Below are 25,084 nucleotides of genomic sequence, written 5' to 3'. Positions count from 1 at the left end.
AATAATATCACCTCCATATTCAGCCTAATTTTGACTTATCAAAAAAACAAAATTAGGTTGAATCATGAATAGAAAACAGCTTACCTTGGCATTGTTCCTCAGTTTGGGACTAGGTAGCGCAGAGCTCGCCGAGGCGCAAACCAATGATTTTGGAAATCCAAAACTTACTCATTTCTTAAATAAGGAGCATACACGTTATATCAGCTTCAGCGGGTACGCTGAGCTGTGGGCGAGATATAGTCAGCTCAATCCGGGGAGTTTGGTAAACAACGAATCCGTTTCGAATGTATCTGATCTTTCTTTGCGGCGTATTAGGGCAAAGATGACTTACAAGCCTACCGAAAATTTACTGTTTGTATTACAGATGGGGCCTACCAACGTAAACGTCAACAGCAAGACTAATACGTATATGGATCTCTTGGATGCCTATGCGGAATATAATTTCAGTCCCAAACTTGCGATCGGTGGCGGCCGTTCGACTTGGCGCGGTCTTTCCCGATTTACAACAGGACCGCTCAATACGCTGCTTTACGACTTGCCTCTGTATGCGACATCCAATACTGGGGCGACTGATATGGTCGTGCGTGAAATGAGCATCTATGCAAAAGGGCAGTTTGGAAAATTTGACTATCGGGTGGTACTGGCTGATCCATATTCCGCCGCCAGTGCTGATCCAAAATTAAATAAAGCCACCTTCAGCAAAAATGAAGCACGCAAAGATGTGTCAGGCTACTTCCGCTACGCATTTCACGATAAAGAGAGTAACGAAACGCCATTCAATTCGGGTACATACCTCGGTAAAAAAGATGTGCTCAGCATAGGGGCTGGATTTGAGTATATGCACAATGCCCTTTGGCATCTGGATGAACGGCAGATGACCAAAAATGACGATATGCGCAATTTTGCAGCGGATATCATCTATGACGCACCCATCGACAAAGTGAAGGGAACTTCGATTAGTGCCTATGGTATGGCCATGCACAGCGATTATGGTCCTAACTATCTCCGCTTTGCAGGGACAAACAACCCCGCGACAGGTATCGATGCGGCCAATGCAAGCCTGAATGGTGCGGGAAATAGCTTGCCAAATGCTGGCACGGGAAATACATTTTACGCACAGGTCGGCGGTACACTCCCTTATTTCAATCCATCCAAACATAATTTACAGCTGCAGCCAGCGGTTTCTGTACAAGTAGGGGACTACAAGGCATTGAAAGACAAAAGTCTAATTTATGATGCAGGTATCTCGCTACTGATGCACGGTAATAGCAGCCGGCTGACTTTTGATGCGCAAAATCGTCCGATCTATAATTTAAATGCTGCGGATCAAGCTGTGGTAACAGATCACAAGTGGGCATTTGTGCTTAAATATAGAATTGATTTTAATTAAATAGCAATAACATGAAAAGAAAAGATTTTATCCTTACACTAGGTACTGCTGGCGTAATGAGCTTTGCGGCCACCTCACTGATGGCAAAAGAGAAAAAAGCGAAAACAAAAAAAGTGTATTTCCACTATTTGCTTTTTTGGCTAAAACCTGACTTGTCTGCTGAACAGGTAGAAGAGTTTAAACAGTTTTTTGAAGGTCTTAAAAAGCTTCCCTATGTCAAAAATGTACGTTATGGCAAGCCAGCTGCTTCTTCCCCAAGAGCGGTATTGGACAATTCGTTTACCTACAATGCGTCCATGGAATTTGCGACATTGGAGGAACTAGAGGCTTATGGTAAACTGCCGGGACACCTCGCTCTTGTCGCTAAATACAAACCTTATTTTGAACGGATGATGGTGCACGACACAGTCTATGAATTCTAAAATTAAAACAACAAAATAATAATTTCAAACATTACAAAATGAAAATGATATCCAAACTAACTATTGCTTGCGTATTGGCAGCATCAAGCTTAAACGCTGTGAAAGCGCAAGAAGGTCATGGAAAAATTAAGGAGGTCAACGTGGAAGCCGAAGGTAAAATGCCTGCAGTACGATTGATCAACAATCCGGATGGAACCTGCTCGTTTCAAAAAGGCTTTATTCCAACATTGAAACACGCCAATACGAGTACATTTTGGACAAGCAATAAAACAGAAGAATGGGAGAAAAACGCTCATCCAGCTCCAAGAAGACAATACGTGGTTACGCTGAAAGGTAAAATCAGATTTAAAGTCAGCGATGGTTCAACTTTTTTAATTGAACCTGGAACGATTCTTTTGGCTGAAGATTTGAAAGGTACTGGGCATAGCTGGGAAATGGTTCATTCAAAAAGCTGGGAAAGATTGTATATCCCTATCAATGAGGGGGCTGATGATCTTTTCGTGACAAGAAATAACTAACAATTATGTTGTGCCGCAGTCTGACCTGTGGCACAACATTGCCAGTAATTTTTCTTGTTTCCTATCGTTTCCTCTTTTTTGTTTCGTCATCAAATGTTTCTAAAGGCTATTGGATTTTCACTGTGCGACGCCAATTTTTATGTTGAGCCTTTTTTCGAAAGGACAGGTTGGACCATGATAGCCTTTAAGAATTATTGCTTTATCTTGGATTTTTTCATTGGACCAAAACTATGATCACCTTTTCTAAAAACATCTTATTTTCTTTTATCTTTTGCCTGTTATTTTCACAGTTACAAGGTCAGTCAGATCCTGAAAAAGGATTTTTGAAGATTAAAAATGATATTTTTTGGGACACTCAAGATGGAGATCCTTTGTATAGCCAAGGAGGAGGTATTTTTTCTTTCAAAGACCCTGAAGATGGGCAGACTAAATATTTTTGGTATGGCGCAAAATATCAAGAATCTGAAAAATACCGAAATGATCCTAGTGTTACTCCTGAACGTGACAATTTTGTTTCTGTAACCTGTTATGTGTCTAAGGATCTCGTAAACTGGACCTCTCAAGGCGATGTATTGACTCTTGATGAACTCAATAAAAATTCTACCCAGACAACGCGTTGGGCAGGACGTTTAGGTGTCGCATACATCAAGGAAATACGTAAGTATGCACTGCTCATCCAACACAATGATCAATTGTTAGTTACCTTATCGGAGCGTCCCAATGGCCCATTTAAATGGCACCAGCGCATCGATATGACTGGTATGATAGGCACCAGCAACACCGGAGATCAAACGGTATTCACCGATGAGGATACCGGAAAGTCTTACCTGGTGTATTCCTACGGAAAAGGAAGAAACAAGATTTACATCTCACAAATTGGTGTAAAGGACGGTAAGGTAGGACTACTGGATTGTAATATGGTATTTAAAGGCGAGGGGCGAGAGGGGAACTGTATGTTCAAACATAATGGAAAATACTATTTATTTGCTTCCAACTTGTACGGCTGGGATTCCTCTTTTGCCTATTACTTAGTTTCAGATCATATTTACGGTCCATATACGCCCACCCATGAAATGCTGATCATGGAGGGCTCAGAGGCCGATTATGCCCATGTCACGCAAACAGGATTTTTTGTAACGCTAAAAGGAACTAAAAAGCAGACAATTATCTATTGTGGCGATAGATGGGCTAATTTTGCGGGTAATGGTCTGGGATATAACCAGTGGTGTCCTCTTTCCTTTAATGGCCCGAAGCCTATTTTTAATTCCTTAAGTTCATGGAGCCTTCATCCAACAACAGGAGAATGGCTGGTTAACAGTGACAATAATTATGTGAAGAACGGTAGTTTCGAGGCCGATAGAAGACATATACCAAGTCCGGTAAAACCTGTTCAGGAACAGTTATTAGGATGGCAAACCACGATCATGATGGGGAATATGCTCTCCGTTGGTGATTCTTTATCGCCTGTGCTTAATTATTTCAATACAACCGAGGATAGAAAGCAGGTCGTTGGAGAAAAGAGTTTGCAGATAAATGATAAAATAGATTTTAAACGTAAGGTTTCACAGATTATTCAGTCTAGCCAGCATGTGAAACTAGTGGATGGAAAATATACTTTATCTGCAAAATTTAAACGTGGCAGTGGATTTGAGGATTTATATATGTATGCCTTAAGCGATGGTAAAGCGTATAAACAAAAACTGAGTAAAGTGGATCAGCATTGGCGTAATATTACTTTAGCGAATATATCCATTAAAAACGGGCGCGTTGAAATAGGTTTTATGGCTCGTGGAAAGGCGAATGCTTATTGCCATATAGATGATGTAACGCTAATTCGATCTAAATAATCCGCATGGAATAAAAACGCGCGTTAAAAAGAGTTAATAACATTGCTAGATGTTTGGTTTTATAATATTTTTATTGTAAAACTAATTGAAAATGAGTAGACTATGGTTGTTGTTGCTATTGCTCTTTATCACAAACTTATCTTCTGCACAAGATCTGAAAGGCACGATTAAAGATAAGTATTCGGGTGAAATTCTTATAGGTGTTTCGATCAAAGTAGCTTCACGCAGCACCTATTCCGATAGCTATGGCAATTTTATATTGTCAGGCATTAAGCTTGGAGATACAATCACCTTTTCTTCAATCGGATATCGCGAGGAAAAATATATCGTTGATAATAGCAATCTTGATAATTTGGTCATATATATGAAGCAAACAACAATTTTGTTGGATGAAGTCAAGATCAATTCTTTAAGAAGTTATAAGGCTGATTCCTTAAAGTTTCGGGAAGAATTTGCCAAGACTTTCAATTATAGCAAACCCAAATTTAAAGACATTTTCATCAGCAAAAATTATTCTTCAAATGTCCCGAGACACCCTAATCAAGCTAGCAATAGTACCGCCTCGCTGATTAGTGTTGATGTGCTTTCTGTTATTTCTATGTTAGGGAAAAATCGTACCCCTCAATCCAAGCTCCAACAGAAATTGATAAAGGAAGAAGAAGAGCAGTATCTTGATAATACCTTTTCTAAGCGTAAGGTTCAAAATTTGACGGGCCTTAAATGTGATTCTCTACAAACTTTCATGCAGTTGTACCGTCCGAATATTGACGCCGCGAAATACATGTCCGACTATGATATTATCCTGTACATCAAAAAAAGTTACCATGAATATATCGAGCCTTAAACTTCGCCCCATTAAGCATTTGCATATATAAATCCTACAGTAACAAGTCCCGCACCGACGACAGATGCCCCGGCGCAGGATTGTAAGAAGCTTTTCAATACATTGTGTGTTTTATGAAATACGCTAATTAGTAATCTGCCTAGATCAGTCAGACAATAAACACTAGTGAATCTAAAATCTCAGACATAGACAATCATTTTAAGTTTTCCAGTACAAATCCAACCCAATCTTTTTGGGATATTGAAGGATCGAGGTAATAATCTGGCTGTAGGCCCACATTGTCTATTGCCATTTCTGGGATCCGGTAGCTTTTCGACCTGCAATACCACAGCTGAAATTCACCACTTGGCGAATCTACATGGTGCATATTTGATATATCCAGAGAGCCATAAGTGCTTTTTCCATAAAGTTTAACCTTTGCGCTTTGTTTTGCCTCGAGCAAAAACTGTTCAGTTGTACTTCCACAATATTCGTTTATCAATATGGCTACCTTTTGCGGGAACGGGAGAATTTGATCCATGCTATCGATAGAGATCATATTTTCTTTAACCCGAACGTATTTACCAAGATTTAAATTCAGCTTGTCATAGATCTCCTTAAATTCTTTCCTTGATCTTTCATCATATAACGTATCCTTAGAGAGCGTCAGCAATGCAGCGTTGTTCAACTCTGTGGAAAGCAATTCTAAACCTACAGTTCTGATAGGATTAGTATATAGATAGGGAACCAGTGAAGAATATGCATCATCAGATCCTCCGCCATTGTTCCTTAGGTCTATGATCAGATTTGGTGTGTGAATAATTTTTTCATGGTTTACACGAAGAACGCTGTCGATAGATCTTTTATTAGACATATCGAAACTTGGTATACGTACATATACTGCTTTGTCTGAAATTTGTTCAAAATAAGGGCCATTGGAATATAAATAGCTTATATAACTTTTGACAAGTGGTGTATCTTGAAATGCTTTGGACTTGCGTACAAAAAAAGCCATACCATCGATATGGATAATATTATTTCCGATAAATTCAACCGATAGATTCTCTCTAGCAGAAAAATTCCTCAGCCAGATTGTTGCTCGGTAGTTTTCTCCATTCTTATATAGCTTGAATTTTACCTTACCTTTATTCCAAGGAGTTCCTGGAGCATCCAGCACAACTCCAGTATAACCGCTATCGCTGGGAACTATACCAACTTTGTAAGGAGCGCTTTCCCATATACCAATAGGTGATGGTTCGGCTTGTTTATCAAGCAGACGATTGAGCTCGTTTTCCTTTAAGGTTAATCTTTCATGCTTTTTGATTCTATTTTCATCTGCTTCAACGATTTGTGCGGGTTTAGGTTCCTCTTTTAAATCAACAATTCCAAGATGTCCCTTCCTAAAGAATTTAAACCATCTATAAATCAGATTCATACAGTCAGCTTTGTTTTTGGCTGTCTTAGCCATATTCATTATTTCTTCGGTATGGAGGTCGTATGCTTTTTGCCCTTTTTCTTTCAAGATGTACGCAAACCCTGCGTCGTTTTTTTCGAAAGTGTTCTTGATCCATGTAAATTCAGCATGGCAATCGCATTGAGATCCTCCTCGTACCTTATTGATAGAGAGTAAAAAGGAATTGCATAGCATAAACCAAAAAAAGAAGTTTTTAATGACTTTCATAATGACTATAAATGTTAGGTTATTTGATGTATAGTTTTATTTCGTTTTAACGATATACGATGTTCAATAGTCGATCCGTTTTCGTAACATGTTGATTTTAAGTGTAAAATGATAATGGGTTAATATGGTAACTGTTCGGAAGTGGACATAGTCGTTCGATAATGATCATGAGTAAAGGAATTACACGCTTTAGATCGCTTGGTCCGGAGAAAATTATGTATTATTGCTAGAGTACATATTATGCAAATCAGTTTTACGATGAGACTAAAATTTCTCCTTGTTATTTTGGGACCGTGCTTTTTGCTTTTTTCTTGCAAAAACAAGAGTTTAACAAATTCCATTTGGAAAAATTGTGGCGATAATAGTGACCTACAGGATATCCTTGTGTTTAATGATACGAATAATTTCGTACGGAATGATACCATCTATAGCAGGCTGGTTATTGACTCTCCAATCGCTGTAATTAACCGGATTGATAGCTATTATGGCGAAAGAAGATTATATCTAAACAGGCTTTCTGATCAAAAAAACTATAGGTACTGTGAGCAATAATCGACAATATTAACATGCTTTAATTTATGCAACTTAATAATGATCATCAGTACAATGTCGGTTTAAGAGTGAAAAAAACTAAAAATTGGCCATTCTTATTTATTGTATTTTTATTGGTTTTGGCAATCGTATATTCACGGTTAATTACTCATTCGATGATTATAGGGAAATATTATTTTAAATATTACGAATGTCCCGCTATGGGGGATTTACCGAAAAGCGATGATATGCTTACTTTGCTTGATGAAAATAAATATAGAAGTTCTTACTGGGGAAATGGAGAATATCGTATAGAATATGAGTTTTTTAGAACAGTATTAGTTTTAAGCAATTCAGGTGGGACGGTCTCAAATGAGCTAGAAATAAAAAAAATTGGAAATAAGATCAATATTGTTTTAGATGATACCTGTGATTTTTTTTATGAAAAGGCTGATTGGAAGATATCGGATTAAATAGGAGAAATTATGTTACCATCAAAATCTAGTTAAAGCATATCAAGTTAATCTTTTTTTTCAATATTTTATTCTTCAGGGAGCTACGTTTTTTATCATTATATCGTTTGTCTTTCTATTTAACAGGCTGGTACGCTCGCTGAAAGAATATGTTAGGTATATACTATCTTTTCTGATTGCCTATATCTTTTTAATGCTCCTGCTTTGGCAGATAAATGGCGGGGATCTGTTTGTATTTGTTCAGAAGTATCAGAATAATAGAGATTTTTGGGCAATGGTTTTCCCTTTTGCTTTTTCCAATATTTGCATGATAATAAAATCGATGCTAAAAAAATGACAAATTATTTTTTGTGAAAAATATAAAGATTTTATGAATTTGGTTTTTAATGTCAAAAGGGTCTGATTCTCATCAGACCCTTTCTCTTAGCGTTTATCTGTACAGTAATTTTTATGTTTCCTATCGTTTCCTCTTTTTTGTTTCGTCATCCAATGTTTTTAAAGACTATTGGATTTTCACTGTACGACGCCAATTTTTATGTTGAACCTTTCTTTCGAAAGGTAGCTTGTAGCCGTTTTGTATAGTAAGAACAACTGTCGATTTGAAATAGTTTTATTGGAGTGATTTTTTTGATAACTTTAATCGAATATAGAGATACAAGGGAAGCTAATGATGGAATTTCCTATTATACAAATAGATTTTATTGAGTGGAATTTAGAGTTGATCACGGAGCTTTTGATGTTTGATGGTTACTATCATTCAAGTGATGATGATTTTTTTGATAAATACATCCTAAATAAAAGATTCGTAAGTTCCGATGGCACAATTTATATAGCAACCCATAAAACTAGAAGTACGGATTTTTTATCTCGAACTGGCTTAAGGTCAAAGTACAAAATTCACTTCAAAGATGCTGGAGTCCGATGGACATTTTCTCAAACAAAAGAATTTTTTTATAACAGGATATTTACCATGAAAGAGGAATTTGCAAAAGAGAATTGGCTAAAAATAATTGACCGGTCAAATAGCATTAGAGATTTGATTGAAAGTCAGGATGATTGAAAACGGCTAGTTTTCTATAACTCAGCTATGGCGAAAGCTTATAATTTGATTCCCCAACAATTAGTGATTTTATTTAGACCTGCAATTTTGTAAAGAGAATGCTGGGCTCATTCGTTCAACATTTACCGATTACTATAGTTCGGCCTGGATTATTGTGGTTAGTGGGTTCTGTTTGTCCATGTTGTAAAATATAAAATTCTGATTTTAGCAATTATGAAAATCTATTATTCGGGATGAGTTTAAATAACTTTTATAGGGGTCTTGTTCGTACCTACTTCGTACAGCATTCGGATTAGGTCGGGGAGGGTTCTATTGTTGACTAGTCTCTGACCAGTTTTTCCCTGTTCAGAGACTGGACAAGGTCTGTTGGGTGTCTGTACAATATCTGTAGTTGATCCGAACGTGGTACGAATCTGATACGAAGCAGGCTCACCTCTCTATTTCCGCCATTCACCGAGTTTTCCTGAGCGTTGGTCTAAAGCCGATAGGCTAGGAGCGTATTGTGTTGTAGTTTTGAGTCAACAAATAAGAACAACAGAACTAACACAATAAAATAAAGACATTATGAGAACGCTAGTAAAAACATTTGCAGCAGCAGCTTTAATCGCAGTATCTACATTCGCTATGGCAGCTGAAGGACCTGGAGCAAAAGCAACAAAAGCAAACGTTAACCTTTCCACAGCAGACTTGGCTTTGGATCATTATGTTGCGGTAACGACTGAGGGCGAATCAGCAGGTGTAGAGCAGTTATTTGCAGCTGATTTTAATCAAAAGATCCAAGCATCCAATACGCAATCTAACAGCCGTAGCGAAGTAGTTAAATACTTAAAAAAACAAAAAGGCGAAAAACTAGACTGCACAGTAAGCATTGATGTCCTCGAAGAATCTGCAGATTATATGGTAGCTAAAGTGACTCTAAAATTTGAAAATTTCACCAAAACGGACTTAGTTACCTTGGAGCGTGTGGCTAATGACTGGAAAGTATCCAAATCAATTAATTCATATAAATAAATCTCAAGAACTATTGCTCTGCGAAGCTATAGGTAGAGCACTAGTGAATCATATGTTTAAGTTTAGTTTAAAGGCCAGGTCGCGAGATCTGGCTTTTTTATGTCAAAAGGGCCTGATTCTCATCAGACCCTTTCTCTTAGCGTTTACTTGTACAGTAATTTTTATGTTTCCTATCGTTTCCTCTTTTTTGTTTCGTCATCCAATGTTTTTAAAGACTATTGGATTTTCACTGTACGACGCCAATTTTTATGTTGAACCTTTCTTTCGAAAGGTAGCTTGTAGCCGTTTTGTATTATAAGAACAATAGCCAGTTCAAAATAGTTTTATAATTTTTTACTAACTGCAGTTTTAATTCAAAAAGCTTACGCTCTTAGTGAAGTACAGGTTGTACTAGTAAACATTTGAAACATCCTTTGATTATCAACCAGAGCTTACAACTCGGGATTAATCATGAAGGACCGCTAATCATAAAATACCTTCAGCTGCTCCAGCCTCTTTTTTACCAGCTTACTTTTCATCGGTTCAAAACTCATGATTTCTTTGCTGTTCTGTTTTACGGATACCCGAAACGGCTGGTTTAGCTTTGCTGTCAAATGATAGATAGCCACTAGCTCAGCGAGGTCTTCAAACCATGCAGCTGTACTGTAAAGTGACGCGAAGGGTGTTTTTTGAAGCTCTTTGTAAATTTTAGGTGCATCAGAAACTGACACCTGCTTTCCGCTCCGGAAGCGTGCGGTTGCCAGCAAAGGGCTAATGAACGCTTTCTCGCGCACATTCGCGGCATGCCAGATACCCCGGGTAAATGCTGTAGGTGCCGCAACTGTATCACTTTCGAAGGAGTGAGGTGTAAGAGCCAGCACCGCATCCACTACATGCGTTGCCTCGTGAAGCAATACGTACACCATAGCGTCCAGCTCGCCGGCATCTATCGTTACCTTCAGTCCGCTGTCTTCAGGAAATGTGTAGTATGAATTCTCCTTCCATGTGGCCCATTGGGAAACAGTTTCATTAATAATCTCTGCACGAAAAGTGATGTTGAATTTTTGGGTTGAATCGGCTGTTTCAACCGGGGATGTAAGTGCCGTGTTGGGCATATTATCCATGAAACTTATACTGTGCAGATGTTGTTTCAGAATTTTACTATGTAGCGGCGACAGCATGTTAAAAGCCTTTGCGACCTTGTCTTTTTCTTTGGCTGTCAGTACATGATCCACTGGCTGCAAACCTGCTTCGCGAAATTTGTTAAAAACTTCGTCCGGTGCCGGTTGTATTCGTTCCGCCAATGCTGACAAGGACCGGCTTTCTGGACTTTGTGCGCGAAGAGCCATCGGGATAATAAGAGAAAAAAATAAGTAAGTAAAAAATCTGCTTATCATATTGAATTTTGTTTTGGAGCAAAAAAGACTGAATTTACAAAAAAGACTGAATTTAATTTATGGCAAGAAATTTTGCCCGGAATGCTGATGGCGTTTCACCTGATTTCTGCACAAATAGCCTGCTGAAGTATGCTGGATCTTCATATCCCAGTTCATAGCCAACCTCTTTTGCCGTCAGATTGGTATGTACCAGCAGCCGTTTTGCTTCTAACAGAATTCTGTTCTTTATCACATCATTAGGCTGTGGCAGATTGAGCCTTTTAAATTTATGGCTAATCGTTTTTGGAGCCATAAACAGCAGCTCGGCATAATCGGCAACATGGTGCTTTTCTTTATAATGTTCGTCAACCAACAAGGTAAACTTCCTGAAAAACTCCAGGTCGCTGTTCTGTTCAGTAAGTTCTTTATCGAGATTTTGCTTTTTCCACAATCGTGCAGATTTGATGAACAATTGTTTGAGATAGGTACGAAGCATCTCTTCCCGCGAGGTATCGTTCAATCCGAACTCATCCGTCATCTGTCCGAAAATATAGCTAAAGAAAGGAATTTCGCCACTGTCCAATTCCACCATCGGCATATTGTAGATGTTGCTGAACAGCAATCCGTTACAGGCTACTTCCTCATCATGTATCTGGATACAATAAAAGTTGCGGTTGTAAAAAATGAAGTGTCCCTCTTCTTGTCCGAGCTTCTTTATATGCAGATGCTGATTGGGGCTTATAAAGAACAGGGAGGGCTGTTTTACGGAATATTCAGTAAGATCAACCTGTAACTCAGTTCCCATTGAAAGAAGCAGTACTTTTATGTATTGTTTATAACCCGCGCCATTAATGGAATCGACATTTTCTTCATGCAACGATATAAGTCCTATGGTTTTTAGGTCGTTTCGAAATACTTTTTCACTTGCCATATTGGTAAACTAATGGGGTTAAAAATACAAATCTCAGTTCAAATAGAAACAGGAGAACATAATATTCTTGCTCTCCTGTTTTGCAATTCATCATGATTTTGCAAATTTCTCCAGCTCAGTATTGAATTTTTCCATTTCTTCGACAAATAAGGCATGACCGCTGTTTTCAAAGCGGATAAGCGTTGCATTTTTTATGCCTTTCTGTAATTGTTCGGCCCAAACAAGCGGACAGTTTTTATCATACACTCCCTGAAAGATGGTTACAGGAATATTGATTTTTGAAAGCTGGGGGCGTAGGTCCAAATCGCGGAGTGCGGTGATCGATTCTGTCATGGCATAAGGAGAGGCCTGCAAGTTGATATTCTCCAACCATTTTTCTACGTTTTTAGAGATATTGCCCTCTTTCGCCACGAAGCCTGCACCGAAACTTGCGATTAGATCCTCTCTTTGTGTTTTGGTTGCGTTTATCAATCCTTGTACCACTTCATTCGGCAATCCGTCAGGAAAACCTTCCCGCTGTTTCCACGATGGTGCTGCCGCCCCAAACAGCGCTAGCTTGCTTATATGGGCGGAGTTATATTTTGTTACATAATGCAGCACCACTGCGCCACCGAGCGAAAACCCTCCAAGCGTAGCATTTTGTATGTCCAGTTTTTCCAGAACCACTTTTATATCATCGGAAAAAACATCAAAATCATATTTTCCGTAAGGTTTATCTGATTTTCCAAAACCACGAAGTGTAATTCCAATCACTCTGAATCCTCTGCGGGATAGATATTGGTATTGGTATTCGTACATTTCATCGCTCAATGGCCAACCGTGAATCAATACGATAGGTTTACCTTCGCCAAGGTCGGTTACATGGAGCTTTACTCCCTTTTCTACTTCGATGTATTCTGCTCTTCCGGCAGAAGCTGGTACTCTTTTCCCTTGAGCAAAAATAGAAGTGCTCAATAAAGTCATCACTAAGCTGATTGTTGCAATAATTGTTTTCATTTTTTTAATGTTTAAATTGTTTAAAAGTTATGATACAAAGGTATAATCAGCTTGGTTTGAATGGAATGGATAATGGTGGATATGTATTGTACTTTTTTCCCTAATAAAGAATTTGAGGATAATAACCTCGAATCAAAAGTAATGTTGAAATTTGAAGTTTTTACCAAGGCTGATCTCGTAAATCATCTATTTATTAAGGTCACGTCGAGAGATGTGGCTTTTTAGGTATCATTGTATTTCGATTCGGCGATAATGATAACTTTGAAAATGGTCGCATACTGCAGGAGACCAGATGAAGTAAAGTATGTAATGAAAGGGCTGGTTTCAGTATGGGAATAGTTAAAGAAAACAAGTGTGCCGAAGATTATCAAAGAATTTTAGGGAAACGCTATGCTAATTTTGATCTCATCAATCCATCGTGTACTGATGAGTTAATCGATAAAATTGTATCGGAGTATCAGCCGTTTGTTTACAAAAAAGAACTATAAATAAGCGCAAATAAAAATTTTAGTTCAGCAAAGTATGTTAGATCATTGGTATGAGATGGAAAAATAAGCCGATAAATTTAAATTTGTAATGATGATGGATAAAAAAGAACTTATTTCAATGATTGAAATTCAGTTGAAAAGCTTTATAGATTCCAAAAGACCAAAAGATGCAGAAGTGCGCAAAAAATTGGATTTTGGTTATTCGTGGGATGGGAAAACCGCTTTACTGTTTGAAATTAGACCACAATGGAATGACCCAACGAATATTGTAGAATTACCGTTTGCAAAGCTTCGCTTTGTGAAAGCATCTAAAATTTGGAAACTCTATTGGATGCGAGGATCGGGCAAATGGGAGGCTTATGAACCGAAACCCGAGTGTACTAATCTGCAATTATTGTTGGATGAAATCGATCATGATGGATATGGATGTTTTTTCGGATGATATCCGGTCGAAAAAGCCAAAGGTATTGCTAGAAAGTATAATGAATTGTAATTAATAGCGTATGTCAGAATTAGATATTAATGAAGTCCATATTGTTCCCGTCGGGAATACAGATGAGGTCAAGGATACAGATAGCAAGCTAGATTTTTCTCTTACCTAAGTCAATCTATATGATGCCTTTTGATAATAAATCTTTTTGTCACAAATTTTGACTAAATTTGTGACAAATTAAATTCTTTATAGTGTTGGAAAGTGTTGTTAATCAAATTAGAACGAAGGTTTTAAAGTCATATAGAGGAGCTTTTTTTTTCGCTGAAGATTTTTCTCAATTTGGTTCATCGGATAATGTCCGTAAAGTACTGTCGCGATTGGAGAAAGATAATCTATTAGTTCGATTAGCGCAGGGTATTTATTTAAAACCTAACCGGGACCCTTTGTTAGGAATTATTTATCCCAATATCGAAGAAATTGCTAAGGAAATCGCAAAACGGGACAAAGCTCGCATCTCTGCTACAGGTGTGATGGCCTCTTATTTATTAGGACTGACTACTCAAATACCATTAAAAGCAGTTTATCTTACCGATGGTTCACAGCGTGAAGTCAAGATTGGTAATCGCAGTATAAAATTTAAAAGGACAGTTCCAAAAAGCTTTGCCATAAAAGATGAATTATTACATCTGATTGTGCAGGCATTTAAGGAAAAGGGGCAAAGAAATATTACCAAAGAATTCTTAGATACCATAAAAACTTCCGTTAAAAAAGTTGATAAGCAAGTCATTGATTCCCAATTGAAATATGCGCCAGTATGGATTCAAAAAGCAATCGAAAATCTTCACTGATCTTAAAATTATGTGGCTAAATCTTAACACGAAACAAAAGAATCTTGTCCTAGACCAACTAAGCAGTATAATGGGATTACCAGAATGGGGCCATTGTTGTATTGGAATCTGGATATGAGAATCTACTTTTTAAGTGTGCTCAAAATGATAAATCCTTTTTATCTTCCATCTTTAATGTCGTTCTTTTTCTTGAAAGAAGGGCGGTTGAAGAAGATTTGTATGTGAATGTAGAATTGAACATTCAAATGGCTGAAGAATTGGGGGATATTGCAGGAGGTAAACTATATTATGATTTTTACAAAATGATGTTAGGTGTATAAGACTAATAGTCCATTTAAAACACCTATTCATGGTGTTAGATCCTATCTGACAATAGCGAATTTTTCCACGGTACGGTTTTTTTAATTTAACCACTAATGCCCTTGATTAACCCTGATCAATAATTTTCCTAAAGTTGTTCCAATAAGAATGGATATTTATTTTGCACAGCATCAATTGAAGCGATATTTCGAACGATAACATTCACCTCCTCATTCCCACCACTCACCGAGTTTTCCTGATCGTTGGTCTAAAGCCGATAGGCTAGGAGCGTATTGTGTTGTAGTTTTGAGTCAACAAATAAGAACAACAGAACTAACACAATAAAATAAAGACATTATGAAAGCATTAGTAAAAACATTCGCAGCAGCAGCCCTAATCGCAGTATCAACATTTACTATGGCAGCTGAAGGACCTGGAGCAAAAGCAACAAAAACAAACGTTAACCTTTCTACAGCAGATTTCACTCTAGAGCACTATGTTGCGGTAACCACAGAGGGAGAATCAGCAGGAGTAGAACAATTATTCACCGAAGATTTCAATCAAAAGATCCAAGCTTCCAATGCGCAGTCTAATAGCCGTAGCGAAGTAGTTAAATCTTTGAAAAAACAAAAAGGTGAAAAGCTAAACTGTACAGTAAGCACAGCTATCATCGAGGAATCGGCAGACTATATGGTGGCTAAAGTGACTTTGAAATTTGAGAATTTCACCAAGACTGATTTCGTTACTTTGGAGCGTGTGGGCAATGACTGGAAGGTTTCCAAATCAATCAATTCGTATAAATAGTATCCAATAACTAGTGGTTTGCCGTTAACAAAAGACAAACCACTAGTGAATCATATGTTTATTAAGGCCAGGTCGCGAGATCTGGCTTTTTTCTTTTGCTCAAGTATAAGACAGACTTTTTGGTTAACTTTAAGTATTCATGAGTGATGATGAGTTTTCTTTATGAAGTGAGTATTGCCACAAGGATATATTAATTATGACCGAAAAGTATTATTATAAACTTTATTTACAAATTGTTTTAAAAGGAGCCGATTACGTTTTTGGCTATTTAAATGTCTCTCATATTCCTTATGAAAAATTTTATGAACTTTTTCAGGATCAAGTGACTACTGAAACCTTCTTGTTTAAAGATGTCAGTTATTTTATAGACGAAGAGCTCTACCAGAAGAATAAGGTTTTTCTGGATAAGGAAGTTTCTTTCACATTTGATTTTGATTTATTTGAATATAGTATCGGTCTTACAGGAGACCCATTTAGTCGTTATATAAAAGATTATTACGAAGAGCTGCCACCCGCAATAAAACGGAAATAAAAATGTACCTGTATTTATAAGAAGAAGAAAATATGCTACGATGCGAGTACATAAAGATAATGGAATATATTGGTTGGGCATGATTCCTGAGCATTCGTAAATTCAGATATATGACTAAAATAATCATTCCTCTTATTCTAATCTTTCTATTAATTGGTTGTAAATCGATTACAGATTCGGTAGATTATTTTGGGCAAACCTACCCTGATTCTATCCCTATTGTTTTTGCCCCAGGTACCATTTCAGTAAAAGGCCGACTGGAACATGGTATTTCATTTACACCTAATGGCGGGGAATTAGCATTTGGAATACTCGATAAAGAAGATTTCAGTGGAGCGATATTTCATGCTAAAAAAATCAACAAAAAGTGGACTAAACCTGTAGCTTTCGAACCATTAAGAAATAAGTGTGTCTATTTACCCTATTTTTCACCTAATGGTACATCCTTACTTTTTAGTCAAAGTAATGCTGGAAAGGACAACGCCTCCACAGATATTTGGATACTTGAGAAAGTTAAAGGTGAGTGGGGGATTCCAAATATGATACAAGCTCCAATAAATTCGGCAAGTAGGGAAGCAAACGCCTGCATGACTTATGACGGTACAATCTATTTTTCATCCAACAGAAATTGCGAGGGAAAGGAAAATTGCCACAACGCTGATTTATTCTATTCAAAGCTCGTGGGTAATGCGCATCCAAGCGCAGATATCATACCGGAATTTGCCTCCCCAAATGATGAGGAAAGTGTATTTATTTCTCCAAAAGAGGATTACATAATTTTTTGTAGATATACAAACGATGAAAGTAAAGTTGATCTATATATCAGTTACCGCGATATACACAATAATTGGATTGTGCCGCAAATTGTTCATTCAACAATAAATTCAAAAGATTGGGACAGAAGACCATTTGTAACTATTGATAATAAGTTCCTGTTTTTTACTCGATTGCAAATTGGAGAAAGGGGAGTAACCGAATCTGATATATATTGGGTTAATACTTCAAAACTGTTTAAGCCTTTTGTCTATAATTCTCTTTCTGATACAACAGTTCAAATAGGAAAGAAATTCGAGATATCCGTCCCAAAAAATTATTTTAAAGATATAGATGATGAACGGTTGGTGTACAGTATTAACCAAAACCAATTTAATTGGCTGCATTTTGATAGAGAACAAATGAAATTATCTGGGCTGCCAACTGTCGAGGGGGATTTTGAACTCACTTTTTCAGCAAGAGACCGATATTCAAATATGGCAGACGATAAGATTATTATAACCGTAAAAAAGTAAATACTGCTATAAGACTTTTCACCTCCCCATTCCCGCCATTTACCGAGTTTTCTTGATCGTTGGTCTAAAGCCCACAGGCTAGGGGCCTATTGTGTTGTAGTTTTGAGTCAACAAATAAGAACTAAAGACTAACACAATAAAAAAAGACATTATGAAAACTCTAGTAAAAACATTCGTAGCAGCTGCTTTAATCGCCGTATCAACTTTCACTATGGCTGCTGAAGGACCAGGTTCCAAATCAGCAAAAGCAAACGTTAACCTTTCTACAGCAGACTTTGCCCTTGAGCATTATGTTGCAGTGACGACAGAAGGTGAATCTGCAGGCGTAGAGCAGTTATTTGCGGCTGATTTTAATCAAAAGATCCAAGCAACCAATGTGCAGTCTAACAGCCGTAGCGAAGTGGTTAAATCTTTGAAGAAACAAAACGGAGAAAAGCTGAATTGTGTAGTAAGCACAGACATCTTAGAAGAATCGGCAGACTATATGGTAGCTAAAGTCACGTTGAAATTTGAGAACTTCACCAAAACAGATCTAGTTACTTTGGAGCGTGCGGGCAATGACTGGAAAGTATCCAAATCGATCAATTCTTATAAATAGGAGCCATCCCTTACAAATATATATGTTGTGAAGCCATGTCGTGAGATATGGCTTTTTTACGTCAAAAGGGACTGATTCTCATCAGACCCTTTCTCTTAGCGTTTATTTGTACAGTAATTTTTATGTTTCTTATCGTTTCCTCTTTTTTGTTTCGTCATCCAATGTTTTTAAAGACTATTGGATTTTCACTGTACGACGCCAATTTTATGTTGAACCTTTCTTTCAAAAGGTAGCTTGTAGCCGTTTTGTATTGTAAGAACAATAGTCATTTCTAAATAGTTTTATTGGAGTAAATTCAAAGTTTAAAAAAAATGAATAAATTAGATTTGAAAAGTTTTGATGCTCAAGACTTGAGTGTTAATGAAATGTCGACAATCGATGGTGGAAGATTTATTGGCGACTTTTTTTTAAACTAAAGTTGCAGATCTTATTGTAGACTCTATTGGATATAGTATGAATAATCCTGAGCCGGGCTGGAATTCCACATCTTTTGGTCACTACGGAGGAGCTAGACCCTAGTATTAGATAAGGAGACGCCGTTCTCCTTATGAAAAAAATATTATAGATGCCGAAATATATAAATCGATTATTGAAGTTACCTGTAACTTATTTATATGTTGTGATGATAATTGCTTATGTGATTATTGATGTTTTGTGTAATTTAGTTCTCATTGACGTGCTCAAGTTAGCGTTTGTGTCAAACGAAGTGGTTCGTGGCCAAGGGATTTTAAAAATTTTCCTATATGCAATAATTTTAGGTCCTTTTTTTGAGACATTATTATTCCAATTTATTCCTATAAAACTCCTGTCTACATATACTTTTTTTAAACAAAGGAAATTATTGATGGCTTTAATTTCTGCCCTTACTTTTGCTTTGACTCATATGTATAGTTTATATTATTTTATTTTAAGTTTCCTTATGGGAATAGTTTTTGTTTTTTTCTTTTTCATCACGGAGTTTAAGAAGAAGGGGACTGGTCTTTGGCATACTATATTCTTACATGCTATTATCAATTTAATGGTATTCTTAAATAAGTATTTTATATAATTTTTCAGGCTTTCTATCTTGTGCTTTATCCTTCTGTAGTGGTTCGAGCATTTAATAAAGACTTTAATATCATTAAAAATATACAATTCAAAGCATCAGACAGTACATTGATTTTCATAAGATTGATTCCATGATCTTTTGAATTGGCAACTTTTTCCTATAAATATTTCATCTTATTACTTAAATCTAAACATTTATGTACCAGTTTTAAGCTGTTGGATTTTTTGGGACACTTACAGTAGAAGTTATAACGAACGCTTAAATATATTTCTTTTTCTTGGTCTTCGATATTTCTTCTATATGATAAAGTTGTGTTGCAAAAAACACCCATAAAAAAGGAAACAGAAACATTAGTATAATACTCAAAAAAGATATTCTCTCTTTTGATTTAGCTATTTGAACGACCGCTACTATGTAACTGATAAACCACAATAAAGCAAGTATTATTAAGAAATATTTCATTTTTTAAAGTTTTATTAATAAAAATAATCAAAAATTTAATTATAAGCAAGTATAGGCAGCATTGGAAAGCAGGTAATTGGAGAAAAGAGTTAACGGTTTTGTCATGAACGCTATATCACTTTTTTTATATAAGTTGTAATGTTTTTCTCTTTTTGGAGACTAACAAGTAAAGCAATAACAAATAAGACATCCTCGTAGGATATGAGTATCGAAAAAGACTTTATTACTTTAGCGACTTCTAATCAGGCTATCATACACCGCATCTGCTGTATGTACCTAGACAATAAAGCCGATAGGGAAGATTTATTTCAAGAAATCGTATTACAGGCATGGAAATCATTCAAAAGCTTCAGGGGGGATGCCAAGTTTCAGACATGGCTATATCGAGTCGGATTGAATACGGCGATCACATATATCAAACGAGGCAATAGGTATACGCTCGCCGAACTACAATATAGCCAAGAAAGTTATTGCGAGATCACCTATCGGGAGGATGAAGATATACTGCTTATGTATCAGGCAATAAGCAGATTGACAAAAGTAGAAAAGGCCTTGGTAACACTATATCTCGAAGACTATAGTTATAATGAAATTGCAGAAACACTGGGCATGACTGCTAATCACGTAGCGGTAAAAATATCGCGGATCAAAACAAAATTAAAACAACTAAGCAAACAGCTATCGTAATGGAACTAGATCAACTTAAATATAGGATGCAACAATATCGAGATGAAGCTCAGGCGAATGCAATACTTTTGTCTCAGGAAGCTATTGAGAAAATATCGCTACAAAAATCGGCAGGTTTGCTTGATTTAATAGATGAGAATTTGAAAAAGAATATGCGCTACGGATCAGTGATTGTCATCCTGTGCATCGGTATTATCCTGTATTTCTATGACAGTGCATTTTGGAGCTATTACTTCCTATTTGGCATAGTGGTCGAGGGGGGATTGATATGTATGGCCTATATATTGCGAAAAAATATTCATCAAAATTATGAAACAGATTTGCCATTAATTGATCGTTTCAAGAATATACAGCGGCTCCTCTCGGATTATTTGAACTACTATAACTTAACTGGACTTACGATCTGCCTCTTATTGACAGCTGCACTTTCAATCAAAAATATTGAAACTTTTAACCTAGCGTCAATTTTCAATACAGCAGTATTTTTTAGATTTGTTATCCTCGGAGTAATTTTCTGTGTTTCGTATATCTATACTTATAAAAAATATGCTAAACCTCATAAAGATATGTTAGTAGACCTGCGGTGTCATATAGCTGAACTGGAGAACTTTCATACAAAAGCTATAGACGATTAGAAAAAAATAATATTGGTTTTAGAAGTCCTGAATCGTTCAATTTTTACCTTATGTTCATGAAACATGAACATTTGAATTTGCTGAACAAAGCAATAAACTTGTACTTTCCAACTGTTCTAAAAGTATGAAAGTTTGGAGGATTTGAATCTTTTCCTTAAGTTGTGTTAATAGATTAGATATACATTATGAAAAGATTTATTCCATTTGTATTAGCTGCTTCTCTGGCTATTGCTGGCTGTAGTAAGAGTGATGGAACTGGGGAGACTGAAAAACCAATTCAAGAAGTTAAGACTGGGACGGATATCCGTGACAAATATATTTCTGCCATTTCTGAATTGCAAAACTACCAGCATTTCGCAGAAGGTAGAACACTGAATCAGAAATACAAAACTATTGGGGCTTTGAGAGGAACTGATGTTTTGGTAGCATATATTGATGCTTCGGGAAAATTGTTTTTAATGACTAAGTTTAAAATTGATTCAAAATTCATTGATAAAATAGGCCAAATAGGATTTGCAGTTGACGGCAGATCCAAACCTAGTGATATCGCTGCTCTCATGTTTTTAGAAAAATTAAATTCAAGCGGACCTACAGGAAGTCCTATGCCAGCATTTTATTCAATAGTATATCCTCACAGTGAAAAATTGGTTAGCGTAGGGATCGATGTTTCAAATTTAGATTACAAGTTTATTTCATACATGAACCTATCATACAAAACATTTTACTGCTATAATGGGGCCTGGTTTTTGAGCTTTTATAAAAGTACAGGAGCTCCGCTTTTGCAAGACACAAAAATACCTGAAGATTTCTTGATGAAATCAATTACAGCATATTATTTTGAGGAAAACAGAATGATAGTACTTTACAATGAGTCAGGGAACCTTATCGTAAAATGCTTTCCTACAAAAAGACCAAGAGACTTAACCGCGCCACTTTGGCAAAATATGATTAATGGTTACGGATATCTGGGAGAGAAAGGAATTGATATAAGCGATGATGATGATAACTTAATCATAAAATTAAAAGAACCTAATATTCAATACAAATACAGAAAGTCTACAGGACTTGTTGTTTATTAATAATGAATGACCACATGGGCTCGCCATATACCTTTTTTACGACCCTCAATAGAAATAAAAATTCTCAAAATCACCGATTTGTGCAGTAACATAACTAATGGTAAAATCACCGATGGCCGATAGGAGGTCAAGGACTGCACTTTTTGGAAAGGGAGGATCTGTTTGCTGTCAGTACGATATCTGTTGATGCTCCGAACACAGTGCGAATCTGAAACGAATCAGACTCACCTCCCCATTCCCGCCATTCACCGAGTTTTCCCGATCGTTGGTCTAAAGCCGATAGGCTAGGCGCCTATTGTGTTGTAGTTTTGAGTCAACAAATAAGAACTACAGAACTAACATTATAAAAAAAGACAGTATGAAAACTCTAGTAAAAACATTCGCAGCAGCAGCTTTAATCGCCGTATCAACATTCGCTATGGCAGCTGAAGGACCTGGAGCAAAAGCAACAAAAACAAACGTTAACTTATCAACAGCAGACTTGGCTTTAGAGCACTATGTTGCGGTAACCACCGAGGGCGAATCAGCAGGAGTAGAGCAGTTATTCGCCGACGATTTCAGCCAAAAGATCCAAGCTACCAATGCACAGTCTAATAGCCGAAGCGAAGTGGTTAAATCCTTGAAAAAGCAAAAAGGCGAAAAGTTAAACTGTACAGTAAGCACCGATATCATCGAAGAATCGGCAGACTATATGGTGGCTAAAGTGACTCTAAAATTTGAGAACTTCACCAAGACAGATCTGGTTACTTTGGAGCGTGCGGGCAATGACTGGAAAGTATCCAAATCGATCAATTCTTATAAGTAGGAGCCATCCCGTACAAATATATATGTTGTGAAGCCATGTCGTGAGATGTGGCTTTTTTATGAGCAATTACTTTTACAGGGAAAAGCCTTTCTATTGTTTATCCATGATTCCTAGCCGACTATTTTGGTTATTGTCAGATGCCCCCTTAATCTTTGTTTCCCAAATATATTTTGTAGTCGCCTTAAGTGATCTTGTCTGTGCAACAGGATGTCGTCCAGGTGCTGTGAAAAATTCATATTCATTGTCAATTTTTGAATACCAGATATGATCAATGTCTTCCAATTTTACAGTGTCTAATTTCATGATTTTTTGGAAGTTGTCTAGTTTATTTTGATCTAATCCGATTACTTGATAACGCTGTGTTTTGTCCTGACAACTTATCTGGATATATTGTTCCCCGTTCCAGCACATACAGTCTTTGTCTGGGTTTGAAATAAGCATTACTAACGTTACGCAAGTCAAAATACCAGCGCCCCCCAATAAAAAATTCCGTTTCTTACCCGTTTTCAAAAAACTAACACCAAACTTTTTAATTTTATTTTCCTGTTGATTTGTTCCCTTGTTTGGGCCTGATAGATCATCTGTTCCTGTAGAATTTGCTAGCCCAAGATCAACCGATTCAGAAGGCTCATCTTTTAAAATATCGGATGTTTCGTCGATAGATCCATCAACTTTGCTTGACAGAGATCCATTTTCCGCTGATATAGGAGGATCTTTATAAGCTTTATCGATATCGGCACCATTTAGATGCTGTCTTTGGACATGATTATCGATTATTTCGTTAGTTAATCCCTCCGAAGCCCCTTTAAGATAGGTCGTATTGGATTCTTCTACAGAATCTTGATCATCATTATTTTCTTTTGTTATTATGTCTTTATCTTTCTCAGCTTCTTTATTCACAACTTGTCGAAGTTCTCTCCAATAGTCATATGGTCTTGGTTCAAAATCAATAAATATGGCTAGTAGCGTAGTGATGTTGTCGGTTGGTTTACTCGTGCGCTGTTGAAAAAAATCCTGTACAGGGCGGAATCTATCCGAACCAGCTTTTTTAATTGCTTTTCTCAAATTTTCACGTGTGCCATCAGACCCAAATATTTCAGTTAAATCGGCGAGGTCTCTATCGAGTTCTCCTTTATCCAAGCGCCGCATGCATTCTTTCATCAGATTTGCACGCGTTGCGCGTTGCAGCATTGCAAGCTTTTCTTGATCTTTTATTTCCTGAAAGGCTTGTAATACTTCTCTATTATATCGGTCAATTTCAAACATCATTACAAAATTAAATCATTCGTTCTTCGGGAAAATACGGGAAACCGTATCAGTTTTAATGCTTCAAAACTGTCGTGATATCATCGTAGCTCAAGGTAACTGGCGGCGGACTAAGGTTATCACGGGTTATGTTGGGAAATCACGGAAATCCATAATAAAAAGGATTTTAACGGCTATAACTTTGTTCTCGAAGTCAGATGATAGATCGATTAAAATAAAAACTAAGATACTAATCTGATTTCACAATGAGAAGATCTCGCGGTAGTCTTTAGCCGGTTTGGGAAGCAGCTTCTGCCTCCCGCGATTGACACTCTTACTTCCCAAAAAATTCAGAAGGCCTTCTGAAAACATTTGTAGCAATCCCGTGCATGGGGCACGGGGACTACTCATTTTTTCAACTTTTTAAATTTTTTGAATCATGTGGAGTTTAATATTATATTTTCTATTTGGAATCGGTCAACCTTCTAATTCGCAACCCAGCGCAGGAACACCAACAGTACAAACGGCAGACGCACCTCCTGTGGATCCGGGGGATCATGGTGGAGAAACAGAAACACCCCTACCTCCTCGACCTCCAAAATCATAATTTTATTTTAAAAGGCAGCTCAGGCTGCCTTTTGTATTAATAAGGAATTTTTATTATTTTCGGGAAAACAGATCCATTGAAGCCTTTTTTTATTTTCCTATCAATATTAACTTTTTTTTCATGTTCGCGAAAAGAAGATCAGCCGTCAAATAAAGTTAATTCTATTTATTATGATAAAGCATACAG

Annotated in this window: 25 protein-coding genes; 20 read left to right on the top strand and 5 right to left on the bottom strand. The window is 36.9% G+C overall.

The annotated features are described in order from the left end of the window. The first annotated feature begins 64 nt into the window (after nucleotides 1-64). From GVK91_RS14370 to GVK91_RS14350, 5 genes are all read left to right on the top strand, one after another. On the top strand, nucleotides 65-1,390 hold the full coding sequence (locus tag GVK91_RS14370; protein ID WP_159729590.1) for a hypothetical protein: 1,326 nt from the start codon (nucleotides 65-67) through the stop codon (nucleotides 1,388-1,390). 11 nt (nucleotides 1,391-1,401) lie between these two features. Further along, nucleotides 1,402-1,812, top strand: a complete 411-nt coding sequence (locus GVK91_RS14365; protein WP_070565284.1) for a Dabb family protein — start codon at nucleotides 1,402-1,404, stop codon at nucleotides 1,810-1,812. 38 nt (nucleotides 1,813-1,850) lie between these two features. Next, nucleotides 1,851-2,330 carry a hypothetical protein gene (locus GVK91_RS14360; protein WP_227550248.1) on the top strand — a complete coding sequence of 160 codons (480 nt, stop codon included), beginning with the start codon at nucleotides 1,851-1,853 and terminating at the stop codon, nucleotides 2,328-2,330. Nucleotides 2,331-2,560: 230 nt separating this feature from the next. Next, nucleotides 2,561-4,177 carry a family 43 glycosylhydrolase gene (locus GVK91_RS14355; RefSeq protein ID WP_159729588.1) on the top strand — a complete coding sequence of 539 codons (1,617 nt, stop codon included), beginning with the start codon at nucleotides 2,561-2,563 and terminating at the stop codon, nucleotides 4,175-4,177. A gap of 91 nt (nucleotides 4,178-4,268) precedes the next feature. Then, the gene (locus tag GVK91_RS14350) at nucleotides 4,269-5,021 is read left to right on the top strand and encodes a carboxypeptidase-like regulatory domain-containing protein (protein ID WP_159729586.1); all 753 of its coding nucleotides are present in this window, start codon (nucleotides 4,269-4,271) and stop codon (nucleotides 5,019-5,021) included. A gap of 193 nt (nucleotides 5,022-5,214) precedes the next feature. On the opposite strand, the gene GVK91_RS14345 is transcribed toward GVK91_RS14350, so the two are convergent. Further along, on the bottom strand, nucleotides 5,215-6,681 hold the full coding sequence (locus GVK91_RS14345) for a S41 family peptidase (RefSeq protein WP_159729584.1): 1,467 nt from the start codon (nucleotides 6,679-6,681) through the stop codon (nucleotides 5,215-5,217). Nucleotides 6,682-7,259: 578 nt separating this feature from the next. On the opposite strand from GVK91_RS14345, the gene GVK91_RS14340 reads away from it, so the two are divergent. The 3 genes from GVK91_RS14340 to GVK91_RS14330 all read left to right on the top strand — a co-directional run bounded on the left by GVK91_RS14340 (nucleotide 7,260) and on the right by GVK91_RS14330 (nucleotide 9,756). Beyond that, on the top strand, nucleotides 7,260-7,685 hold the full coding sequence (locus GVK91_RS14340; protein ID WP_159729582.1) for a hypothetical protein: 426 nt from the start codon (nucleotides 7,260-7,262) through the stop codon (nucleotides 7,683-7,685). 667 nt (nucleotides 7,686-8,352) lie between these two features. Further along, on the top strand, nucleotides 8,353-8,745 hold the full coding sequence (locus GVK91_RS14335) for a hypothetical protein (protein ID WP_159729580.1): 393 nt from the start codon (nucleotides 8,353-8,355) through the stop codon (nucleotides 8,743-8,745). 564 nt (nucleotides 8,746-9,309) lie between these two features. Beyond that, nucleotides 9,310-9,756 carry a nuclear transport factor 2 family protein gene (locus GVK91_RS14330; RefSeq protein ID WP_159729578.1) on the top strand — a complete coding sequence of 149 codons (447 nt, stop codon included), beginning with the start codon at nucleotides 9,310-9,312 and terminating at the stop codon, nucleotides 9,754-9,756. A 461-nt stretch (nucleotides 9,757-10,217) separates the two neighbouring features. Here the strand turns inward: GVK91_RS14330 and GVK91_RS14325 are convergent, their stop codons facing one another. The 3 genes from GVK91_RS14325 to GVK91_RS14315 form a co-directional block, all read right to left on the bottom strand. Continuing rightward, nucleotides 10,218-11,132 carry a hypothetical protein gene (locus GVK91_RS14325; protein ID WP_200845621.1) on the bottom strand — a complete coding sequence of 305 codons (915 nt, stop codon included), beginning with the start codon at nucleotides 11,130-11,132 and terminating at the stop codon, nucleotides 10,218-10,220. A 52-nt stretch (nucleotides 11,133-11,184) separates the two neighbouring features. Further along, nucleotides 11,185-12,042 carry a helix-turn-helix domain-containing protein gene (locus GVK91_RS14320; RefSeq protein ID WP_159729576.1) on the bottom strand — a complete coding sequence of 286 codons (858 nt, stop codon included), beginning with the start codon at nucleotides 12,040-12,042 and terminating at the stop codon, nucleotides 11,185-11,187. 90 nt (nucleotides 12,043-12,132) lie between these two features. Beyond that, on the bottom strand, nucleotides 12,133-13,038 hold the full coding sequence (locus GVK91_RS14315) for an alpha/beta fold hydrolase (protein WP_120335520.1): 906 nt from the start codon (nucleotides 13,036-13,038) through the stop codon (nucleotides 12,133-12,135). 576 nt (nucleotides 13,039-13,614) lie between these two features. Between GVK91_RS14315 and GVK91_RS14310 the strand changes: the two genes are divergently transcribed. From GVK91_RS14310 to GVK91_RS14260, 11 genes are all read left to right on the top strand, one after another. Next, complete coding sequence (locus GVK91_RS14310; RefSeq protein WP_200845620.1) at nucleotides 13,615-13,968, top strand: DUF3024 domain-containing protein; 354 nt, start codon at nucleotides 13,615-13,617, stop codon at nucleotides 13,966-13,968. A 242-nt stretch (nucleotides 13,969-14,210) separates the two neighbouring features. Continuing rightward, a complete protein-coding gene (locus tag GVK91_RS14305) occupies nucleotides 14,211-14,807 on the top strand; it encodes a DUF6088 family protein (RefSeq protein ID WP_159729574.1) in 597 nt (198 codons plus the stop codon). A gap of 657 nt (nucleotides 14,808-15,464) precedes the next feature. Then, a complete protein-coding gene (locus GVK91_RS14300) occupies nucleotides 15,465-15,911 on the top strand; it encodes a nuclear transport factor 2 family protein (protein ID WP_159729572.1) in 447 nt (148 codons plus the stop codon). Between the two features lie 196 nt (nucleotides 15,912-16,107). After that, nucleotides 16,108-16,443 carry a hypothetical protein gene (locus GVK91_RS14295; RefSeq protein ID WP_075991470.1) on the top strand — a complete coding sequence of 112 codons (336 nt, stop codon included), beginning with the start codon at nucleotides 16,108-16,110 and terminating at the stop codon, nucleotides 16,441-16,443. A 110-nt stretch (nucleotides 16,444-16,553) separates the two neighbouring features. After that, nucleotides 16,554-17,732: a putative Ig domain-containing protein gene (locus tag GVK91_RS14290; RefSeq protein WP_159729570.1), complete on the top strand. Its 1,179-nt coding sequence runs from the start codon at nucleotides 16,554-16,556 to the stop codon at nucleotides 17,730-17,732. Nucleotides 17,733-17,883: 151 nt separating this feature from the next. Continuing rightward, nucleotides 17,884-18,330 (top strand): nuclear transport factor 2 family protein, encoded by a 447-nt coding sequence (locus GVK91_RS14285; RefSeq protein ID WP_159729568.1) that lies wholly within the window; start codon nucleotides 17,884-17,886, stop codon nucleotides 18,328-18,330. A 565-nt stretch (nucleotides 18,331-18,895) separates the two neighbouring features. Beyond that, nucleotides 18,896-19,378, top strand: a complete 483-nt coding sequence (locus GVK91_RS14280; RefSeq protein ID WP_159729566.1) for a CPBP family glutamic-type intramembrane protease — start codon at nucleotides 18,896-18,898, stop codon at nucleotides 19,376-19,378. Nucleotides 19,379-20,041: 663 nt separating this feature from the next. Then, a complete protein-coding gene (locus GVK91_RS14275; protein ID WP_159729564.1) occupies nucleotides 20,042-20,527 on the top strand; it encodes an RNA polymerase sigma factor in 486 nt (161 codons plus the stop codon). Further along, nucleotides 20,527-21,162, top strand: coding sequence for a hypothetical protein (locus tag GVK91_RS14270; protein WP_159729562.1), 636 nt, complete (start codon nucleotides 20,527-20,529; stop codon nucleotides 21,160-21,162). The genes GVK91_RS14275 and GVK91_RS14270 overlap by 1 nt, the downstream gene beginning before the upstream one ends. A gap of 185 nt (nucleotides 21,163-21,347) precedes the next feature. Next, nucleotides 21,348-22,241, top strand: coding sequence for a hypothetical protein (locus tag GVK91_RS14265; RefSeq protein ID WP_159729560.1), 894 nt, complete (start codon nucleotides 21,348-21,350; stop codon nucleotides 22,239-22,241). Between the two features lie 358 nt (nucleotides 22,242-22,599). Beyond that, a complete protein-coding gene (locus GVK91_RS14260) occupies nucleotides 22,600-23,046 on the top strand; it encodes a nuclear transport factor 2 family protein (protein ID WP_159729558.1) in 447 nt (148 codons plus the stop codon). 90 nt (nucleotides 23,047-23,136) lie between these two features. On the opposite strand, the gene GVK91_RS14255 is transcribed toward GVK91_RS14260, so the two are convergent. Then, nucleotides 23,137-24,315 carry a hypothetical protein gene (locus GVK91_RS14255; protein ID WP_159729556.1) on the bottom strand — a complete coding sequence of 393 codons (1,179 nt, stop codon included), beginning with the start codon at nucleotides 24,313-24,315 and terminating at the stop codon, nucleotides 23,137-23,139. Nucleotides 24,316-24,730: 415 nt separating this feature from the next. Between GVK91_RS14255 and GVK91_RS14250 the strand changes: the two genes are divergently transcribed. After that, nucleotides 24,731-24,898: a hypothetical protein gene (locus GVK91_RS14250; protein WP_159729554.1), complete on the top strand. Its 168-nt coding sequence runs from the start codon at nucleotides 24,731-24,733 to the stop codon at nucleotides 24,896-24,898. Nucleotides 24,899-25,084: the final 186 nt, after the last annotated feature.

This window comes from Sphingobacterium sp. 18053, from assembly GCF_902706145.1.
Taxonomy (GTDB): Bacteria; Bacteroidota; Bacteroidia; order Sphingobacteriales; family Sphingobacteriaceae; genus Sphingobacterium; species Sphingobacterium paramultivorum.
The sequence above is the reverse complement of the archived record's forward strand: the minus strand, read 5'-3'. Positions and strand labels throughout refer to the sequence as shown.

Bases quoted from the DNA above. Each gene is read 5' to 3' on its own strand.
- GVK91_RS14300 (WP_159729572.1), top strand. From the start codon at position 15,465: ATGAAAGCATTAGTAAAAACATTCGCAGCAGCAGCCCTAATCGCAGTA.
- GVK91_RS14290 (WP_159729570.1), top strand. From the start codon at position 16,554: ATGACTAAAATAATCATTCCTCTTATTCTAATCTTTCTATTAATTGGT.
- GVK91_RS14255 (WP_159729556.1), bottom strand. From the start codon at position 24,315: ATGATGTTTGAAATTGACCGATATAATAGAGAAGTATTACAAGCCTTT.
- GVK91_RS14355 (WP_159729588.1), top strand. From the start codon at position 2,561: ATGATCACCTTTTCTAAAAACATCTTATTTTCTTTTATCTTTTGCCTG.
- GVK91_RS14320 (WP_159729576.1), bottom strand. From the start codon at position 12,042: ATGGCAAGTGAAAAAGTATTTCGAAACGACCTAAAAACCATAGGACTT.
- GVK91_RS14360 (WP_227550248.1), top strand. From the start codon at position 1,851: ATGAAAATGATATCCAAACTAACTATTGCTTGCGTATTGGCAGCATCA.
- GVK91_RS14330 (WP_159729578.1), top strand. From the start codon at position 9,310: ATGAGAACGCTAGTAAAAACATTTGCAGCAGCAGCTTTAATCGCAGTA.
- GVK91_RS14315 (WP_120335520.1), bottom strand. From the start codon at position 13,038: ATGAAAACAATTATTGCAACAATCAGCTTAGTGATGACTTTATTGAGC.
- GVK91_RS14365 (WP_070565284.1), top strand. From the start codon at position 1,402: ATGAAAAGAAAAGATTTTATCCTTACACTAGGTACTGCTGGCGTAATG.
- GVK91_RS14345 (WP_159729584.1), bottom strand. From the start codon at position 6,681: ATGAAAGTCATTAAAAACTTCTTTTTTTGGTTTATGCTATGCAATTCC.
- GVK91_RS14250 (WP_159729554.1), top strand. From the start codon at position 24,731: ATGTGGAGTTTAATATTATATTTTCTATTTGGAATCGGTCAACCTTCT.
- GVK91_RS14370 (WP_159729590.1), top strand. From the start codon at position 65: ATGAATAGAAAACAGCTTACCTTGGCATTGTTCCTCAGTTTGGGACTA.
- GVK91_RS14295 (WP_075991470.1), top strand. From the start codon at position 16,108: ATGACCGAAAAGTATTATTATAAACTTTATTTACAAATTGTTTTAAAA.
- GVK91_RS14340 (WP_159729582.1), top strand. From the start codon at position 7,260: ATGCAACTTAATAATGATCATCAGTACAATGTCGGTTTAAGAGTGAAA.
- GVK91_RS14285 (WP_159729568.1), top strand. From the start codon at position 17,884: ATGAAAACTCTAGTAAAAACATTCGTAGCAGCTGCTTTAATCGCCGTA.
- GVK91_RS14350 (WP_159729586.1), top strand. From the start codon at position 4,269: ATGAGTAGACTATGGTTGTTGTTGCTATTGCTCTTTATCACAAACTTA.
- GVK91_RS14270 (WP_159729562.1), top strand. From the start codon at position 20,527: ATGGAACTAGATCAACTTAAATATAGGATGCAACAATATCGAGATGAA.
- GVK91_RS14265 (WP_159729560.1), top strand. From the start codon at position 21,348: ATGAAAAGATTTATTCCATTTGTATTAGCTGCTTCTCTGGCTATTGCT.
- GVK91_RS14280 (WP_159729566.1), top strand. From the start codon at position 18,896: ATGCCGAAATATATAAATCGATTATTGAAGTTACCTGTAACTTATTTA.
- GVK91_RS14335 (WP_159729580.1), top strand. From the start codon at position 8,353: ATGATGGAATTTCCTATTATACAAATAGATTTTATTGAGTGGAATTTA.
- GVK91_RS14310 (WP_200845620.1), top strand. From the start codon at position 13,615: ATGATGATGGATAAAAAAGAACTTATTTCAATGATTGAAATTCAGTTG.
- GVK91_RS14275 (WP_159729564.1), top strand. From the start codon at position 20,042: ATGAGTATCGAAAAAGACTTTATTACTTTAGCGACTTCTAATCAGGCT.
- GVK91_RS14260 (WP_159729558.1), top strand. From the start codon at position 22,600: ATGAAAACTCTAGTAAAAACATTCGCAGCAGCAGCTTTAATCGCCGTA.
- GVK91_RS14325 (WP_200845621.1), bottom strand. From the start codon at position 11,132: ATGATAAGCAGATTTTTTACTTACTTATTTTTTTCTCTTATTATCCCG.